This window comes from Aeromonas sp. ZOR0002 (assembly GCF_963866995.1).
GTDB classification, from domain to species: domain Bacteria; phylum Pseudomonadota; class Gammaproteobacteria; order Enterobacterales; family Aeromonadaceae; genus Aeromonas; species Aeromonas caviae.
The window spans coordinates 1-13859 of record NZ_CAWMFQ010000228.1 but is presented as its reverse complement, the minus strand read 5'-3'; the positions used below and the strand labels follow the sequence as shown (position 1 = coordinate 13859).

15 protein-coding genes are annotated in these 13859 nt (G+C 63.7%); 10 read left to right on the top strand and 5 right to left on the bottom strand.

The window, feature by feature from the left end:
- Together AACR77_RS13145 and AACR77_RS13140 are read left to right on the top strand one after the other, a co-directional pair.
- The coding region (locus tag AACR77_RS13145) for a cation:proton antiporter (protein WP_042882050.1) at positions 1 to 1481 on the top strand (1481 nt) is incomplete at its 5' end.
- A gap of 60 nt (positions 1482 to 1541) precedes the next feature.
- On the top strand, positions 1542 to 1790 hold the full coding sequence (locus AACR77_RS13140; protein WP_042882048.1) for a hypothetical protein: 249 nt from the start codon (positions 1542 to 1544) through the stop codon (positions 1788 to 1790).
- Positions 1791 to 1826: 36 nt separating this feature from the next.
- Here AACR77_RS13140 and AACR77_RS13135 read toward each other — a convergent pair whose 3' ends face one another.
- Together AACR77_RS13135 and zntB are read right to left on the bottom strand one after the other, a co-directional pair.
- On the bottom strand, positions 1827 to 2345 hold the full coding sequence (locus AACR77_RS13135) for a mechanosensitive ion channel domain-containing protein (RefSeq protein WP_039039767.1): 519 nt from the start codon (positions 2343 to 2345) through the stop codon (positions 1827 to 1829).
- Between the two features lie 9 nt (positions 2346 to 2354).
- Entirely contained in the window at positions 2355 to 3320 is a 966-nt protein-coding gene (gene zntB / locus AACR77_RS13130; RefSeq protein ID WP_174213885.1) for a zinc transporter ZntB, read from the bottom strand.
- A gap of 131 nt (positions 3321 to 3451) precedes the next feature.
- On the opposite strand from zntB, the gene AACR77_RS13125 reads away from it, so the two are divergent.
- From AACR77_RS13125 to AACR77_RS13115, 3 genes are all read left to right on the top strand, one after another.
- Entirely contained in the window at positions 3452 to 3904 is a 453-nt protein-coding gene (locus AACR77_RS13125) for a YaiI/YqxD family protein (protein WP_039039769.1), read from the top strand.
- A 121-nt stretch (positions 3905 to 4025) separates the two neighbouring features.
- Positions 4026 to 4295, top strand: a complete 270-nt coding sequence (locus AACR77_RS13120; RefSeq protein WP_010672753.1) for a PepSY domain-containing protein — start codon at positions 4026 to 4028, stop codon at positions 4293 to 4295.
- A gap of 48 nt (positions 4296 to 4343) precedes the next feature.
- Positions 4344 to 4901: a cytochrome b/b6 domain-containing protein gene (locus tag AACR77_RS13115; RefSeq protein WP_039039770.1), complete on the top strand. Its 558-nt coding sequence runs from the start codon at positions 4344 to 4346 to the stop codon at positions 4899 to 4901.
- Between the two features lie 106 nt (positions 4902 to 5007).
- On the opposite strand, the gene AACR77_RS13110 is transcribed toward AACR77_RS13115, so the two are convergent.
- Positions 5008 to 6213 (bottom strand): NupC/NupG family nucleoside CNT transporter, encoded by a 1206-nt coding sequence (locus AACR77_RS13110; RefSeq protein WP_041214374.1) that lies wholly within the window; start codon positions 6211 to 6213, stop codon positions 5008 to 5010.
- Positions 6214 to 6740: 527 nt separating this feature from the next.
- Between AACR77_RS13110 and dbpA the strand changes: the two genes are divergently transcribed.
- The gene (dbpA, locus tag AACR77_RS13105; protein WP_042882046.1) at positions 6741 to 8120 is read left to right on the top strand and encodes an ATP-dependent RNA helicase DbpA; all 1380 of its coding nucleotides are present in this window, start codon (positions 6741 to 6743) and stop codon (positions 8118 to 8120) included.
- 86 nt (positions 8121 to 8206) lie between these two features.
- The gene (locus tag AACR77_RS13100; RefSeq protein ID WP_042882044.1) at positions 8207 to 8497 is read left to right on the top strand and encodes a YkgJ family cysteine cluster protein; all 291 of its coding nucleotides are present in this window, start codon (positions 8207 to 8209) and stop codon (positions 8495 to 8497) included.
- A 9-nt stretch (positions 8498 to 8506) separates the two neighbouring features.
- Here the strand turns inward: AACR77_RS13100 and AACR77_RS13095 are convergent, their stop codons facing one another.
- Positions 8507 to 8899, bottom strand: coding sequence for a hypothetical protein (locus tag AACR77_RS13095; protein WP_200164893.1), 393 nt, complete (start codon positions 8897 to 8899; stop codon positions 8507 to 8509).
- Positions 8900 to 9184: 285 nt separating this feature from the next.
- Between AACR77_RS13095 and AACR77_RS13090 the strand changes: the two genes are divergently transcribed.
- Entirely contained in the window at positions 9185 to 10579 is a 1395-nt protein-coding gene (locus AACR77_RS13090) for a PepSY-associated TM helix domain-containing protein (protein ID WP_042882042.1), read from the top strand.
- A 206-nt stretch (positions 10580 to 10785) separates the two neighbouring features.
- On the opposite strand, the gene AACR77_RS13085 is transcribed toward AACR77_RS13090, so the two are convergent.
- Positions 10786 to 11691: a 1,4-dihydroxy-2-naphthoate polyprenyltransferase gene (locus tag AACR77_RS13085; RefSeq protein ID WP_042882041.1), complete on the bottom strand. Its 906-nt coding sequence runs from the start codon at positions 11689 to 11691 to the stop codon at positions 10786 to 10788.
- Between the two features lie 210 nt (positions 11692 to 11901).
- Here AACR77_RS13085 and AACR77_RS13080 point away from each other — a divergent pair, with 210 nt between their 5' ends.
- The gene (locus AACR77_RS13080; RefSeq protein WP_042882040.1) at positions 11902 to 13233 is read left to right on the top strand and encodes an isochorismate synthase; all 1332 of its coding nucleotides are present in this window, start codon (positions 11902 to 11904) and stop codon (positions 13231 to 13233) included.
- Between the two features lie 33 nt (positions 13234 to 13266).
- A partial coding sequence (gene menD, locus AACR77_RS13075; protein WP_042882038.1) for a 2-succinyl-5-enolpyruvyl-6-hydroxy-3-cyclohexene-1-carboxylic-acid synthase occupies positions 13267 to 13859 on the top strand: 593 nt, incomplete at its 3' end.

The following is a 13859-nucleotide window of genomic DNA, read 5'->3' as shown; positions in this document are numbered from 1 at the left end:
CCAGCTACTTCCTGCTTGGGCTGGACTGGCGGGTCGCCATGGTGCTCGGCGCCGTGCTGGTAGTGACCGGCCCCACGGTGATCGCCCCCATGCTCAACGTGATCCGCCCGGTCCGGGAGGTGGACAAGATCCTGCGCTGGGAGGGGATCGTCATCGACCCCATCGGCGCCCTGTTCGCGGTACTGGTGTTCGAGGCGGTGCGCCTCGGCAGCCAGGGGGATCTGGTCGGTCATACCCTGCTGGCCCTGGCCAAGACGGTGGGAGTGGGGTCGCTCATCGGGGTCGGTGCCGGCTGGCTCACCACCCTGCTCATCCGCAAGGACTGGCTGCCGGTCAGCCTACACAAGTTCGGGGTACTGGCGCTGGTGCTGGTGACCTTCACCCTGTCTGACTGGCTCAGTCACGAATCCGGCCTGCTGGCGGTGACCGTGTTCGGCATCTGGCTCGCCAACCAGGAGGGGCTGGATCTGGAGGAGGTGCTTGCCTTCAAGGAGGATCTCGCCGTCATTCTCATCTCCTCCCTCTTCATCCTGCTGGCGGCCCGCCTCGATCTGGCCCAGCTCTGGCAGCTCGGCCCCATGGTGCTGGCCCTGCTGTGCGTGGTGCAGTTCGTGGCCCGCCCGCTCTGCATCCTGGTCTCGACCCGGGGGTCGGACCTGCCCTGGCGCGCCCGCGCCCTGCTCGCCTGGATAGCCCCCCGGGGCATAGTGGCGGCGGCGGTCAGCGCCTCCTTCGCCATCAGCATGCACGAGGCCGGCATCGAGGATGCCGACAAGCTGGTGCCCCTGGTGTTTGCGGTCATCATCTTCACCGTGGTGCTGCAGAGCCTGACGGCCACGCCATTGGCCAGATTGCTCGACATGCGCCAGAGCGCCCCCAATGTCTGGCTGCTCATCGGCGCCAACTCGGTGGCCCGGGCCATCGGCAAGGCGCTGGCGGATCAGGGGATCCCGGTGCAGCTCTCCGATCCTGCCTGGGAACACTGCAAGCTGGCCCGCATGAGCGGCCTGCCCTGCTACTTCGGCAACCCCCAGTCGGAGCACGCCGAGCGGCACCTGCCCCTCACCAGCATCAGCACCGTGCTGGCGCTCTCTCCCAGCCTCCACAACAACGCCCTCGGGGTGCTGCACTTCGCCCACCTCTACGGGGAGGAGAAGGTCCACTCCCTGCGTTCCAGCGAACAGCACGGCAAGGCCAACCGGGAGAGTGCCACCTTCCGTGCCCGCCAGAACCTGTTCGGTGCCGACATCAACTTCGCCAGGCTGAGCGGCCTGCTGAGCCGGGGCGGACAGATCAAGGCGACCCGCCTGAGCGACACCTTCGACTGGGACCAGTATCAGGAGGCCAATCCCGGCGCCATTCCTCTGTTCGTGCTGGATGCCAGGGCCAGACCCAGGGTGGTCACCGGCCCTGTCACGCCGCTGCCCGGGGAGCTGCTGATCGCCCTGCAACCACCCCGGGAGGGGGCGACGGCGCCCTGATCCGATGACGGGAAGGAGAACTAGACTTGAGGGTGGCGCCATGAGTCATAGGAGGATGTCATGACAGTCAGTGAATTGCGCGCGCTTCACCAGCAGCACAGTTTGAAGGAGGCGGAGATCATGCACGACATCGTCTCCCCCGGCTGGATCGTGGAGTTCAGGGGGCAGGACGGCCACCTCTACGTGATGACGGACACCCTGGGGTGCCCCATGAGTTTCTCGTCCACCGAGGAGGCACGGGACCACATCCACCTGGTGGCCGACTGCCCCGTCCAGGTCGAGCACCTCTACCGCTTCTTCGAACGCTGAGCATCCATCGAAAAAGGCTCCCGAGGGAGCCTTTTCTCATTCCGGCTGCGTGGACTCAGCCTCCTTTCCCTCCAGCCGCCTCACCGGCTTTTGCAGAATAAGGTTCGCCGGATAGGTGACCAGATCGCCGTTGTCATCCCGCACCCGCACGTAGAAGAGGCCGATCTCGGTGATGATGCCGGTGACAGAGTCATCCTTGTCGAGGATGCGGATGCGATCGCCAATCTTGTAGGGGAAGGCGAAGAAGATGGTAATGCTGGCGGTGATGTTGGAGAGGATCGACCACTGGGCCACCATGGCGACCCCCAGCACCGCGAAGAAGGAGGAGGCGAGCACCACCAGCCGGGAGAAGTCGAGCCCCCAGACCCCGGCCAGGATCAGCAGGGTGGCGCAGCCCAGCAGAAAGTGGAATACGTGCTCCACGTAGAGTACCCGGTTCTCGCTCACCTGCCGGCTCTGGCCAAGGGCCATCAGGCTCTTGTGAATGAGGCCGCGCACCAGGGTGTGCCCCAGCAACAGCAGCAGGGTCACGCCAAAAGATTCCCATGTCGTCATGTTCACTCCTTACCACCAGCGCCTGTGCTTGAGCCAGACCGCCAGTCCGGTCGCCAGCACCAGCAGGAAGCCACAGAACACCCAGAAGGCGGTCGGACTCTCGGCCCCGGGGATCCCCCCCAGGTTGATGCCGAACAGGCCGGTCAGGAAGCTGGCGGGCAGGAACAGCAGCGCCATCACCGACATCTGGTAGGCACGGCGGTTGGTCGCCTCCGCCATCAGGTTGTTGATCTCGTCCGCCAGCACGGCGGTGCGTGCCACCCCGGCATCCAGATCGTCGAGCCAGCGCCGCAAGCGGTCGGCGATGTCGAGCAGGCGTCGCCTGTCATCTTCGTCCAGCCAGCTGATCTTCTCGTTGGCCAGGCGCGCCACCAGATCCCGCTGGGGGGAGAGGTAGCGACGGATCATGATGAGCTGCTTGCGGATGCGCGCAAGCCGACCGTTGGCGGGCAGGTCGCGCATCAGCACCATCTCCTCCAGATCCAGGATCTGGTCGTGCAGCTCCTCGACGAACTCCCCGGCCCGGTCGGTCAGGGCGTCGCATATCTCCACCAGCCAGTCGGCGGGTGTGTCGGCGCCGCCCCCCAGCGACAGCTGCTCGAACACATCTTTCTCGGAGAGCAGCGGACGACGTCGGCTGCTGATGATGAGATCTGGCGTGATGAAGATCCGCAGGGCCACCATCTCTTCTGGCCTGTGATCCTTGTTGTGGTTGATGCCGCGCAGGATCAGCAGCACCGTCTCCCCCATCCGCACCAGCTTGGGACGGTTGCTCTGGCCGAGCAGGGCCTCCCTGGCCGCCTCCCCCAGCAGCGGCGTCTGCAGCAGCCAGCGCGCCGACTCCGGGTTGCCGTAGTCCAGATGCAGCCAGCCGGGCTGGGCACAGGGGATCTCGCTACCTTCGGCCAGCGGGGTCATGCCCCCCTTGCCGTCCAGGGTCAGGCCATAAATCACGTCACCGGGCACCCGATCCATCTCGTCTCCTTCTCGTTTCATGTGCAGGCCCCAGCTTACACCAAAGGCGGGGACGACTCAGCCCCGGGGCAGCCGCCCCGCGCCAGCCATGCTAAGATGCGCCACCCGTTCCAGACACAGGAAGCCATGCCATGCCCATCTGGGTTGATGCCGATGCCTGCCCCATCCCGGTCAAGGAGATCCTCTACCGCGCCGCTCACCGCGCCCAGGTGGTGACCACGCTAGTGGCCAACCAGGGGCTCAGAGTCCCCCCCTCCCCCTTCATCAAGACCCAGCAGGTGGAGAAGGGCTTCGATGTGGCAGATCATGTCATCGCCCAGCAGGTCAAGCCCGGCGACCTGGTGATCACCGGCGACATTCCCCTCGCCTCCTGGGTCATCGACGCCGGGGGCGAGGCGCTCAATCCCCGGGGCGAGATCTACACCCGGGAGACCATCCAGGCACGGCTCGGGATGCGCAACTTCATGGAGGAGCTGCGCTCTGCCGGCGTCCAAACCGGTGGCCCTGCGCCCTTCAACGCCGCCGACAAGCAGCGCTTCGCCAATGCGCTGGACAAGTGGCTGGTCAGGGGCAAGCTGAGCTGATCACCCTCTCCCCGGCCCCCTGCCGGGGAGAGCCATTCATTTCCCTTTTCCCTTAATTCTTCCTTAATGCTCCTTGATTAGCCTTGCGACTGTTGACCCAACCACCCGCAAGGAGCAAGCAATGAAACTGACCCCCCTGTTGTTACTGATCCCCCTGTTGAGCGGCGCAGCCCTGGCCGACCCCCAATGCACCCAGGCCGACAAGAGCAAGTGGATGAGCGAAGCCGACGCCCAGCAGCAGATCAAGGCGATGGGATACGACATCAAGAAGTTCAAGGCCACCAAGACCGGCTGCTACGAGATCTATGGCTGGGACAAGGAGAAGCGCAAGGTCGAGATCTACTTCGACCCGACCGACCTGAAAAAGGTGAAAGAAGAGATCGACGAGTAACGCCGCCCCGGGCCGGTCTTCCCCCGGCCCCCACCATGGAGCCTTGCCATGACACCTGCCTCTGAAGTGAAAGTCTGGGATCCCCTCATCCGGGTGTTTCACTGGGCGACCGTCACCCTCTGCCTGCTCAACTTCTTCGTGCTGGAAGAGGGCAGCAAACCCCACAGATATGCTGGCTACGCGGTGGGCATCCTGCTCATCATCCGCCTGCTGTGGGGGCTGGTCGGCCCCTATTACGCCCGCTTCGGCCAGTGGTGGCCAACCCCTGCCCGGGTCCGCTACTACCTGCGCCAGCTCGCCCAGGGGCGCCACCCCTACTACCTCGGCCACAATCCGGTCGGTTCCCTGATGATCTGGTTGCTGCTGCTGTCCCTGGTCGGGACCGTCGTCACCGGCTGGCTCACCACCTGGGATGCCTTCTGGGGCGAGGAGTGGCTGGAGGAGCTGCACGGCATCATCGCCAACACCCTGATGGCCGCCGTTGGCATCCATGCGGCCGTGGTACTCCTGACCGATCGCCTCACCCGCAGCGATTTGGTCCGCGCCATGGTGCTGGGCAAAAAGCGGGTCCCCGCCAACATCAAGGTGGAAGACCCCCGCGCTTGATGGCCGGGCTGCCAACCAGTCCCCTCCTCTGTTCACCCGCTCATCTGCCCAAAAAAAGACCCCCTGCCAAGGCAGGGGGTCGTCATGAGCAGCGCGGGGGGAGGACCTAGATCATCACACCGGCGATAACGGCGGAGAGCAGGCTCACCAGAGTGGAGCCATAGACCAGCTTCAGGCCGAAGCGGGAAACCATGTTGCCCTTCTCTTCGTTGAGCGCCTTCACCGCACCGGCAATGATGCCGATGGAGCTGAAGTTGGCGAACGACACCATGAAGATGGAGAGGATGCCGACGGTGCGCGGGGAGAGCTCGGCGGCAATCTTGCCCAGATCCATCATGGCCACGAACTCGTTGGTCACCAGCTTGGTCGCCATGATGGAGCCGGCCTGCAGCGCTTCACTGCCCGGGATGCCCAGGATCCAGGCAACGGGATAGAAGATGTAGCCCATGACGTGCTGGAAGTTGACGCCGAACGCCGCCTCGAACAGGTAGTTGATGAGGGCGATCAGGGCGATGAAGCCCACCAGCATGGCACCGACGATCACCGCCACGGTGAAACCGGCCATGATGTATTCCCCCAGCATCTCGAAGAAGTTCTCCTTCTTCGGCGTGTGGTGCTCGTCACCCTCGGCCAGCGCCTTGGCATCGGTCACGGTATTGTCGGGCTCGTAGGGGTTGATGAGGGAGAGCACCACGAAGGTGCTGAACATGTTGAGCACCAGCGCGGCCACCACGTAGCGCGGCTCGATCAGCTGCATATAGGCACCGACGATGGACATGGAGACGGTGGACATGGCCGTCGCCGCCAGGGTGTACATCTGCTTCTCGTTCAGGTGCGGCAGTATGTTCTTGAGGGCGATGAAGTTCTCGGACTGACCGACGATCATGGAGCTGATGGCGTTGAAGGACTCCAGCTTGCCCATGCCGTTGATCCTGGCCAGCACGGTGCCGATGCCACGAATGACGATGGGCAGCAGACGGATGTACTGCAAAATGCCGATCAACACGGAGATGAAGACGATGGGCATCAGCACCATCAGGAAGAAGGAGAAGGCCCCTTCGTTGACCAGACCGCCGAACACGAAGTCGGTCCCCTGCTTGGCAAACTCCATCAGCTTGGTGAAGCCGGCTGCAAAGCCACCCACCACCGCCAGACCCACTTCGGAGTTGAGCATGAACCAGGCGAGCGCCAGCTCGACCACCAGCAGCTGGCCGATGTAACGCAGCTTGATCTGTTTCCAGTTGCGGCGGTTTGCCAGCAACGCCAATGCCAGGACCATCACGAGTCCGAGCACGAAATGAACGTATTCCATACCAGTAGCACCCATTGAATTGTTATTTTTGACCGGCGCCATCATAAAGAACTGCATATTTAAAAATCAGAGAATCATCACAATCCGCGGTAAAAATATGCATGCGAAATAATACAAACGTTTTTAAATTAATTGCCATGACACACGATTATTAATCGTTAATGGATGAGGTTAAAAATAAATCAAAAACAATAAGTTATGCTCATTTGTTAATTTCATTCCTCATTCGTATATAGATTGAATAACGACCATATCCCATATGGCATCCTCCGATGACTCATCATCACCAGGGCATGTTTAATTAAAAACGTTTTCTCGCCATTCATCATGATCTGGCCATGACCACCCTGCTCCATTGTGCTCTTTTTACATACCGCAAGCCCGCCAACGCAGACAGAAGCCTCCATCGGCAACCCATGACGCCAACCGTTCAAATATTCACCGCATCCGGCGGCACATTCTGGTATGATGCGCCCCCTTGCGCACCGCGCACCCCCATTTCTGGTTTTCCGATATAGAGTCCTTTTGTGAACAACAGCGAATTTAGCAGCCTGAACCTCTCCTCCGCCCTGCAGGACAACCTCGCCAGCCTGGGCTATCTGCAGATGACCCCGATCCAGGCCCAGAGCCTGCCCCTGGTGCTCGACGGCAAAGATTTGATCGCCAAGGCGAAAACCGGCAGCGGCAAGACCGCGGCCTTCGGCCTGGGTCTGCTGGCCAAGCTGGACGTCAACCGGCTGGCCGTGCAGGCGCTGGTGCTCTGTCCGACCCGTGAGCTGGCGGATCAGGTGGCCACCGAGATCCGCCGTCTTGCCCGTACCCTGCCCAACGTCAAGCTGGTGACCCTGTGCGGCGGCACCCCGACCGCACCGCAATCCGCCACCCTGGGCTTTGGCGCCCACATCGCCGTCGGCACCCCGGGCCGGATCCTCAAGCACCTGGAGCAGGGCACCCTTGCGCTCGACGACCTCAAGACGCTGGTGCTGGACGAAGCGGATCGCATGCTGGACATGGGCTTTGGTGAAGAGATCAACCGCGTCATCAGCCACGCCCCGCGGGACCGGCAAACCCTGCTCTTCTCCGCCACCTATCCGGAAGGGATCGCCCAGATGAGCCGCGGCGTGCAGCGCAATCCGGTGGAGGTGAGCGTGGAGTCCCTGCACGAAGAGAGCGCCATCGAACAGAAGCTGTATGAAGTGCCGGCCGGCCAGCGCCTCGATGCCCTCACCTGGCTGCTCAGCCACTACCAACCGGGCTCCTGCGTGGTGTTCTGCAACACCAAGCGCGCCTGCAACGACGTGGCCGATCACCTGGCCGCCAAGGGCTTCTCGGCGCTGGCGCTGAACGGCGATCTGGAGCAGCGTGAGCGGGATCAGGTGCTGGTGCGCTTCGCCAACGGCAGCGCCACCATACTGGTGGCCACCGACGTGGCGGCCCGCGGCCTCGACATCAAGGAGCTGGGGGCCGTCATCAACTACGAGCTCACCTACGACCCCGAGGTGCACGTGCACCGCATCGGCCGTACCGGCCGCGCTGGCCAGCAGGGCCTGGCCCTGAGCCTCTACCAGCCGAACGAGGCCCAGCGCGTCAACTTCATCGAGGAGTACCAGCAGGCCCCCATTCCCCAGGGCGACCTGGCCGGGATCGGCCGCGACATCAAGCCGATCGCGCCGCAGATGGTGACCCTCTCCATCGATGCGGGCCGCAAGAGCAAGGTGCGTGCCGGTGACATCCTCGGCGCCCTGACCGGCGAAGGCGGCATTGCCGGGGCCGATGTGGGCAAGATCCAGATTTCCGAGCAGTACTCCTACGTGGCGGTGAAACGCCAGGTGGCGAGCGCCGCCCTCAAGCGGTTGCAGGAAGGCAAGATCAAGGGGCGCAGCTACCGTGCCCGCAAACTGGGCTAAGGTATTTCACACGCCCCAGCCAGACCACAGGCGCCTGACAGGCGCCTGTTTCATATCATTCGCCGCCATGCGGCAAGACAGGTGACATGATCCAAGCAATCCAGAGCGATGTGAGCTGCCAGAACTGCGAAGCCTGCTGCTGCCGCCTCGAGGTGATGCTCTTCACCGACACCGGCGTGCCGGACCGCTATATCGAGGAACGGGAAGGAGAAGTGCCCGTGATGCACAGACTGGAAGATGGCTGGTGCGCCGCCCTCGACCGCAACACCATGATGTGTCGCATCTACGAGGTGCGGCCGCTTATCTGCCGTGAATTCGAGATGGGGGAGCCCGACTGCCTCGACGAGCGGGACAAGTGGTTCATCAGGCTGGAGTAACCGGGGTGTTCAACCCGTGCTGACGTGGATCTCCTTGCCTTGCAGCCCCTCGAGGCGCTGTGTCAGCCAGTGGATGGCCTGCGCTTCCTCCTCGAAATAGCGCACCTCCTGAAAGGGAAGCTCGCTGAAGACGTGATCCGCCAGATAACGTTTGAAATCCCCGATCATGACCACCGCCAGAAAGGCGCAGCCATGAGTGGCGCACCAGTTGAACTGGCGACGAAAACGGGCCAGCACCTCGGGGCCGGCGGCCTCGAACTCGGTCGCGACCTCGACGATGCCCCAGGGGGCTCCCTGCAAACGGCTTATCTGCTGGCTGAACTTGCCCTCATAGGCCATGGCGCCTGCCAGGTTGAAAGGGCCGCTCGGCCGACAGATCAGCAGCTGCCCTTGTCGCTGCATCTCAAAATGGCCGTGTGCTTGCACGTTCACCTCCTGCCTTGAGTCCTTCGCTGCGGCTGATATGCCCTGTGTTGCCACAAAGTAAGAATTTATCCCCGAAAAGTCCATGAAGCTCCCCCCATTGTGAACGGAAAGCGCCATTCACCCCCCGTTTTTACCCCGATGGCGGAATGTACATTTCTTCGACATGTTCTGTTGCAGTTAACAAAACGTTGCTGCTATTATCCGCGCCACTCAAAACATTCCACCTACTGAAACCTTTTGGCGTTCACCCAGGGAACAACGATGAAGCAACAAGACGCAAGTTATTACCAACGGATCTGGCGCTGGCATTTCTATGCCGGTCTCTTCGTCGCCCCCTTCCTGATCCTGCTCTCCCTCACCGGCATCGTCTATCTGTTCAAACCGCAGCTGGACAACCTGCTCTACCCCCAGCTGATGAAGGTGACGCCCGCCACCCAGACCCTGAGTGCCGACCAGCTGCTGGCCAAGGCAACCATCGCCATGCCGGACGCCAGCCTGCGCAAATACCTGCCCCCGGTGGCAGCAGACGCGAGCGCACAGATAGTCGTGATGCGTGAAGGGCAGGAGCTGACCCTCTTCATGGATCCCGCGAACGGCGCCCTGCTCGGCACCATGGACAACAAGTGGAACCTGCAGGCGGTGGCGCGCGCTCTCCATGCGGAGCTGATGCTTGGCACCACGGGAGATCGCCTGATCGAGCTGGCCGCAGGCTGGGGAATCGTGCTCCTCGTCAGCGGACTCTATCTCTGGTGGCCCCGCAAGGGACCGGGTGTGGGGGGCATCCTCTGGCCGAGAATGCACCAGCGCGGCCGTCTCTGGTGGCGTGATCTGCACGCCGTGGTCGGCTTCTGGGGCGCGGGTTTCCTGCTGCTGCTGCTGCTGACGGGCATGACCTGGACCGGTTTTTGGGGCGGCCAGTTCGCCGACGTCTGGAACCGCTTCCCTGCGGCCATGTGGAACGAGGTGCCCAAGTCGGCCCCCCTCACCCGCAGCCTCAACCAGGCTCACGAACAGACCGTCTCCTGGGGGGCCGAGACCCTGCCCATGCCGAGCTCCCAACCCACGGCAGAGAGCCATGATCACAGCGCCATGACCCATGGCGGCGGACACGAGGGCATGGTCATGGCCAGCCATCGCATTCCGCTGCAACAGGTGGTCGACATCGCCAGCGAGCGGGGGGTCAGCCCGGGTTACAGCATCACCCCCCCGGTCGGTGAAACCGGCGTCTATACCATCGCCATCTTTGCCGATGATCCCCGCAACGACGCCACCCTGCACATCGACCAATACAGCGGCAAGGTGCTGGTCGACGTGCGCTGGCAGGATTACGGCCCGGTCGCCAAGACGGTGGAAACCGGCGTCATGCTGCACATGGGCAAGCTCTACGGCTGGCCGCACCAGCTCGTCATGCTGCTCATCTGCCTGATGATTCTGGCAAGCTCGGTGAGCGGGCTCTGGATCTGGTGGAGCCGCCGTCCCAGTGGTCGCCTCGCCGCCCCGCCCCTGCCCGCCAAGTTGCCTCCCATGGGCGGTGCCATCGCGGTGCTGGTCGTGCTCGGGATCTGCTTCCCGCTGGTTGGGGCCTCCATGGTTGCCATCTGGCTGCTGGACAGTCTCTTCTTCTCTCGCCGCACGGCCGTGGCCCAGACAAGCTGACCCGTCAGGGGCAAGCCCGCCTCATGCACACGAGGGCTCCCTGTCGGGGGCCCTCGTCGTCTGCATCACCTGGCATCATCCTTCGCCTGGCGGCATGCTCCTCCCCTGGCGCTCATCACATCGGTCTGATGAAACAACAACGCGTCGACACATCAACAAAAAGGGCTCCCGTTCGGGAGCCCTTTTTGTTGCCAAACGCGTCGGCCTCAGGTGAGCGCCAGCCCGGCGGAGAGCAGCAGGCTGAACAGAAATGCGCTGATGGCGGTCTTCTTGAGGGCGCCGGTCAGCACCTCGCCATCGAAACTCTCTCGCAGGGTGCGGGCGGCATCGGTGAGGGGCTTCATGGCGGGCAGGAAGATCCAGGGCCAGAGGCTCGCAGGCTGAGTCAGCAGGAAGGCGATGGTCGCCAGCAGCGCCGCCCCCAGCAAGACCCAGTGATAGGCGATGGCCCGGTTGCGGCCAAGGCGCACCGCCAGGGTGATCTTGCCGCTGGCGGCATCGGTCTCGATGTCCCGCACGTTGTTGATGTTGAGCACCGCAGTCGCCAGCAGGCCGCAGGCGGTGGCGGGCAGCAACAGGTCCCACTCCAGGCGATGGGTGAAGAGGTAGTAGGAGCCGAGCACCCCCAGCAGGCCGAAGAACAGGAACACCGAGATGTCCCCGAAGCCGCGATAGCCGTAGGGGCTCTTGCCCACCGTGTAGGTGATGGCCGCGACGATGGCCGCCCCCCCCAGCAGGATGAACGTCAGGATCTGCTGCCACGCCTCCCCGAAGGCGCAGGCCAGCAGGGAGAGGCCGCTCACCACGGCCGCCAGGGCGGTCAGCCCCATGGCCACACACATCTGGTGCCGGGTGATGAGGCCGGAAACCACGGCGCGCTGGGGACCGATCCGCTCCCCGTTGTCGGCACCGGAGACCGCATCCCCATAGTCGTTGGCCAGATTGGAGAGAATTTGCAGCAGGATGGCGGTCAGCAGGGAGAGCCCCATGATGGTGCCGTCGAACGCTCCCCGGCTGGCTGCCAGCCCCGAGCCCAGCAAGATGGAGGAGCACGCCAGGGGCAGTGTTCGCAAACGCGCCGCCAGCAACCAAACAGAGAAGGTATTTGTCATATTGTGATGGCCAAACAATCAGATATTGATCGTGTTAAGGGTTATCGAACCGGATTTAGGTATACTTGGCTGCGCGGGGGCGTCGGCTCCCCCGGGCAATTTACATGGACGAATGGGCAGATAATATATAGGAAATCGTCGCCCTTTGGCATCAACCTGCGCCATCCTCCCCCGGAGCGATCGCGATTATCCGGCTCAGACTAGACATCCATGTTGGCTCAGACCCACCTCAAGCAACAACTGGACGCCCTGCGTCACAGCACTGTCAGCGGTTTCGTGCGACTGCGCGTGGCCGCTCACGTCGACGTCTTTCCCGGCTGGTTGGCGGCCCAGACGCTCTACCCCCGCATCTATTGGCACGCCAGAGGGCAACAGAGCCCGGAGTACGTGGCGCTTGGCGCCATCCACGAACTGACCCGGCCGGAGGATATCCAGCGGGTCTGCGACCTTGCCAGCACGGCCAGTGAAGACAGCCCTCGCTACTACGGCGGTCTGGCGTTCGACCCGGATCTGCCCGGCTGGCAGGGTTTTGGCCCCTGCCGCTTTGTGCTGCCCCGTATCGAGCTGGTACGCCGGGGGGAGTGCACCAGCCTCTGCCTCAATCTCTGGCTGCCTGCCCGGGAAGAGGGTCACGCATTCGAAGCCGAACTCTGCGCCGCCGAGGCGGCGCTCGATGCCCTGCAACCCGAGGCCCCCCTGCCCGCCCTGCAAAAGCGGCCATGGCAGCGCCAGGACCTGCCGGGCCCTGCCCAGTGGCAGACCCTGGTGGAGCAGGTCACGGCCCCCGACTTCCAGGCCCGCACCCCCAAGGTGGTGCTGTCGCGGGAGAGCCTGCTCCAGAGCGAGGCGCACGATGCGCCCCTCTGCCCCTGGTCCCTGCTGACACAGTGGGCTCGCCACGCCCAGGAGTGCTTCCACTTCGGCTTCCAATTCTCCCCCGAGCAGAGCTTCATCTCCTGCTCCCCCGAGCGCCTCTACCGCCGGGAGAAGGGCCACCTCTTTACCGAGGCGCTGGCAGGCACCATTCGCCGTTCCGGGGATGAGGCGACCGACGCGGCCCTGGCCGCCGAGCTGCTGGCCGACAGCAAGAACCGGCTGGAGAACCGGCTGGTTCACGCCGACATTCTCAGCCGCCTGGCCCCCCTCACGACCGATGCCACCCTGACCGAGCCGCGCATTCTGAAATTGCGGCTGCTGCAACACCTCAAGTGCGACATCGAGGCAGAGCTCAAACCCGGCGTCTGCGACTGGCAACTGCTGGCTGCCCTGCACCCCACTCCCGCCGTGGGGGGCGCCCCCCGCGAGGCAGCGCTCGCCTTCATCCGTGAATGCGAGCCCCATGATCGCGGCTGGTATGCCGGTGCCTGCGGCATGCTGAGCCGGGAGACCTCGGAGTTCTCCGTCGCCATTCGCAGCGCCCGGATCAGGGGCCCGCGCATCAGCCTGTTCGCCGGTGCCGGCATAGTGGCGGGATCGGAGCCCACCGCCGAGTGGGCCGAACTCGACAACAAGATCGCCAACGTGCTCTCCCTGCTGGGATAGCGTTTCTCACCGACTCCTCACTGCGAGAGCTTCATGTCCGCCAGCCACGTGTCCGCGCATCACGCCTTTGCCAGCCATCACGCCACCTTCAACCATGTCTGGTCCTCCCTCTTGCTGGAAGAGCTCTTTCGCCTCGGCGTGCGTGACATCGCTCTGGCCTCCGGCTCCCGCTCGGCGCCGCTCACCATGGCCGCCGCAGCCCACCCGGGCTTTCGCCGCCATCTGCACTTCGACGAGCGGGGTCTGGGCTTCGTGGCGCTGGGGCTGGCCAAGGGGAGCGGCCGCCCGGTGGCGGTCATCATGACCTCGGGCACCGCGGTGGCCAACCTCTGGCCCGCGGTGGCAGAAGCCCAGCTCACCGGGGTCCCGCTCATCATTCTCTCTGCCGACAGGCCACCCGAGCTCATCGACAACGGGGCCAACCAGGCCATCGATCAGCCGGGGATCTTCGGTCGCTACCCCGTCTATCAGCAAAATCTGCCGAGCCCCACTCCCGCCATTCCGGCGGCCTTCGTGCTGAGCTCGGTGGATCAGGCCCTGGCACGACAGGCGCACACCCCGGGGCCGGTGCACTTCAACTGCATGTACCCCGAGCCCCTCTACCCCGGCGACCACTATCTACTGTG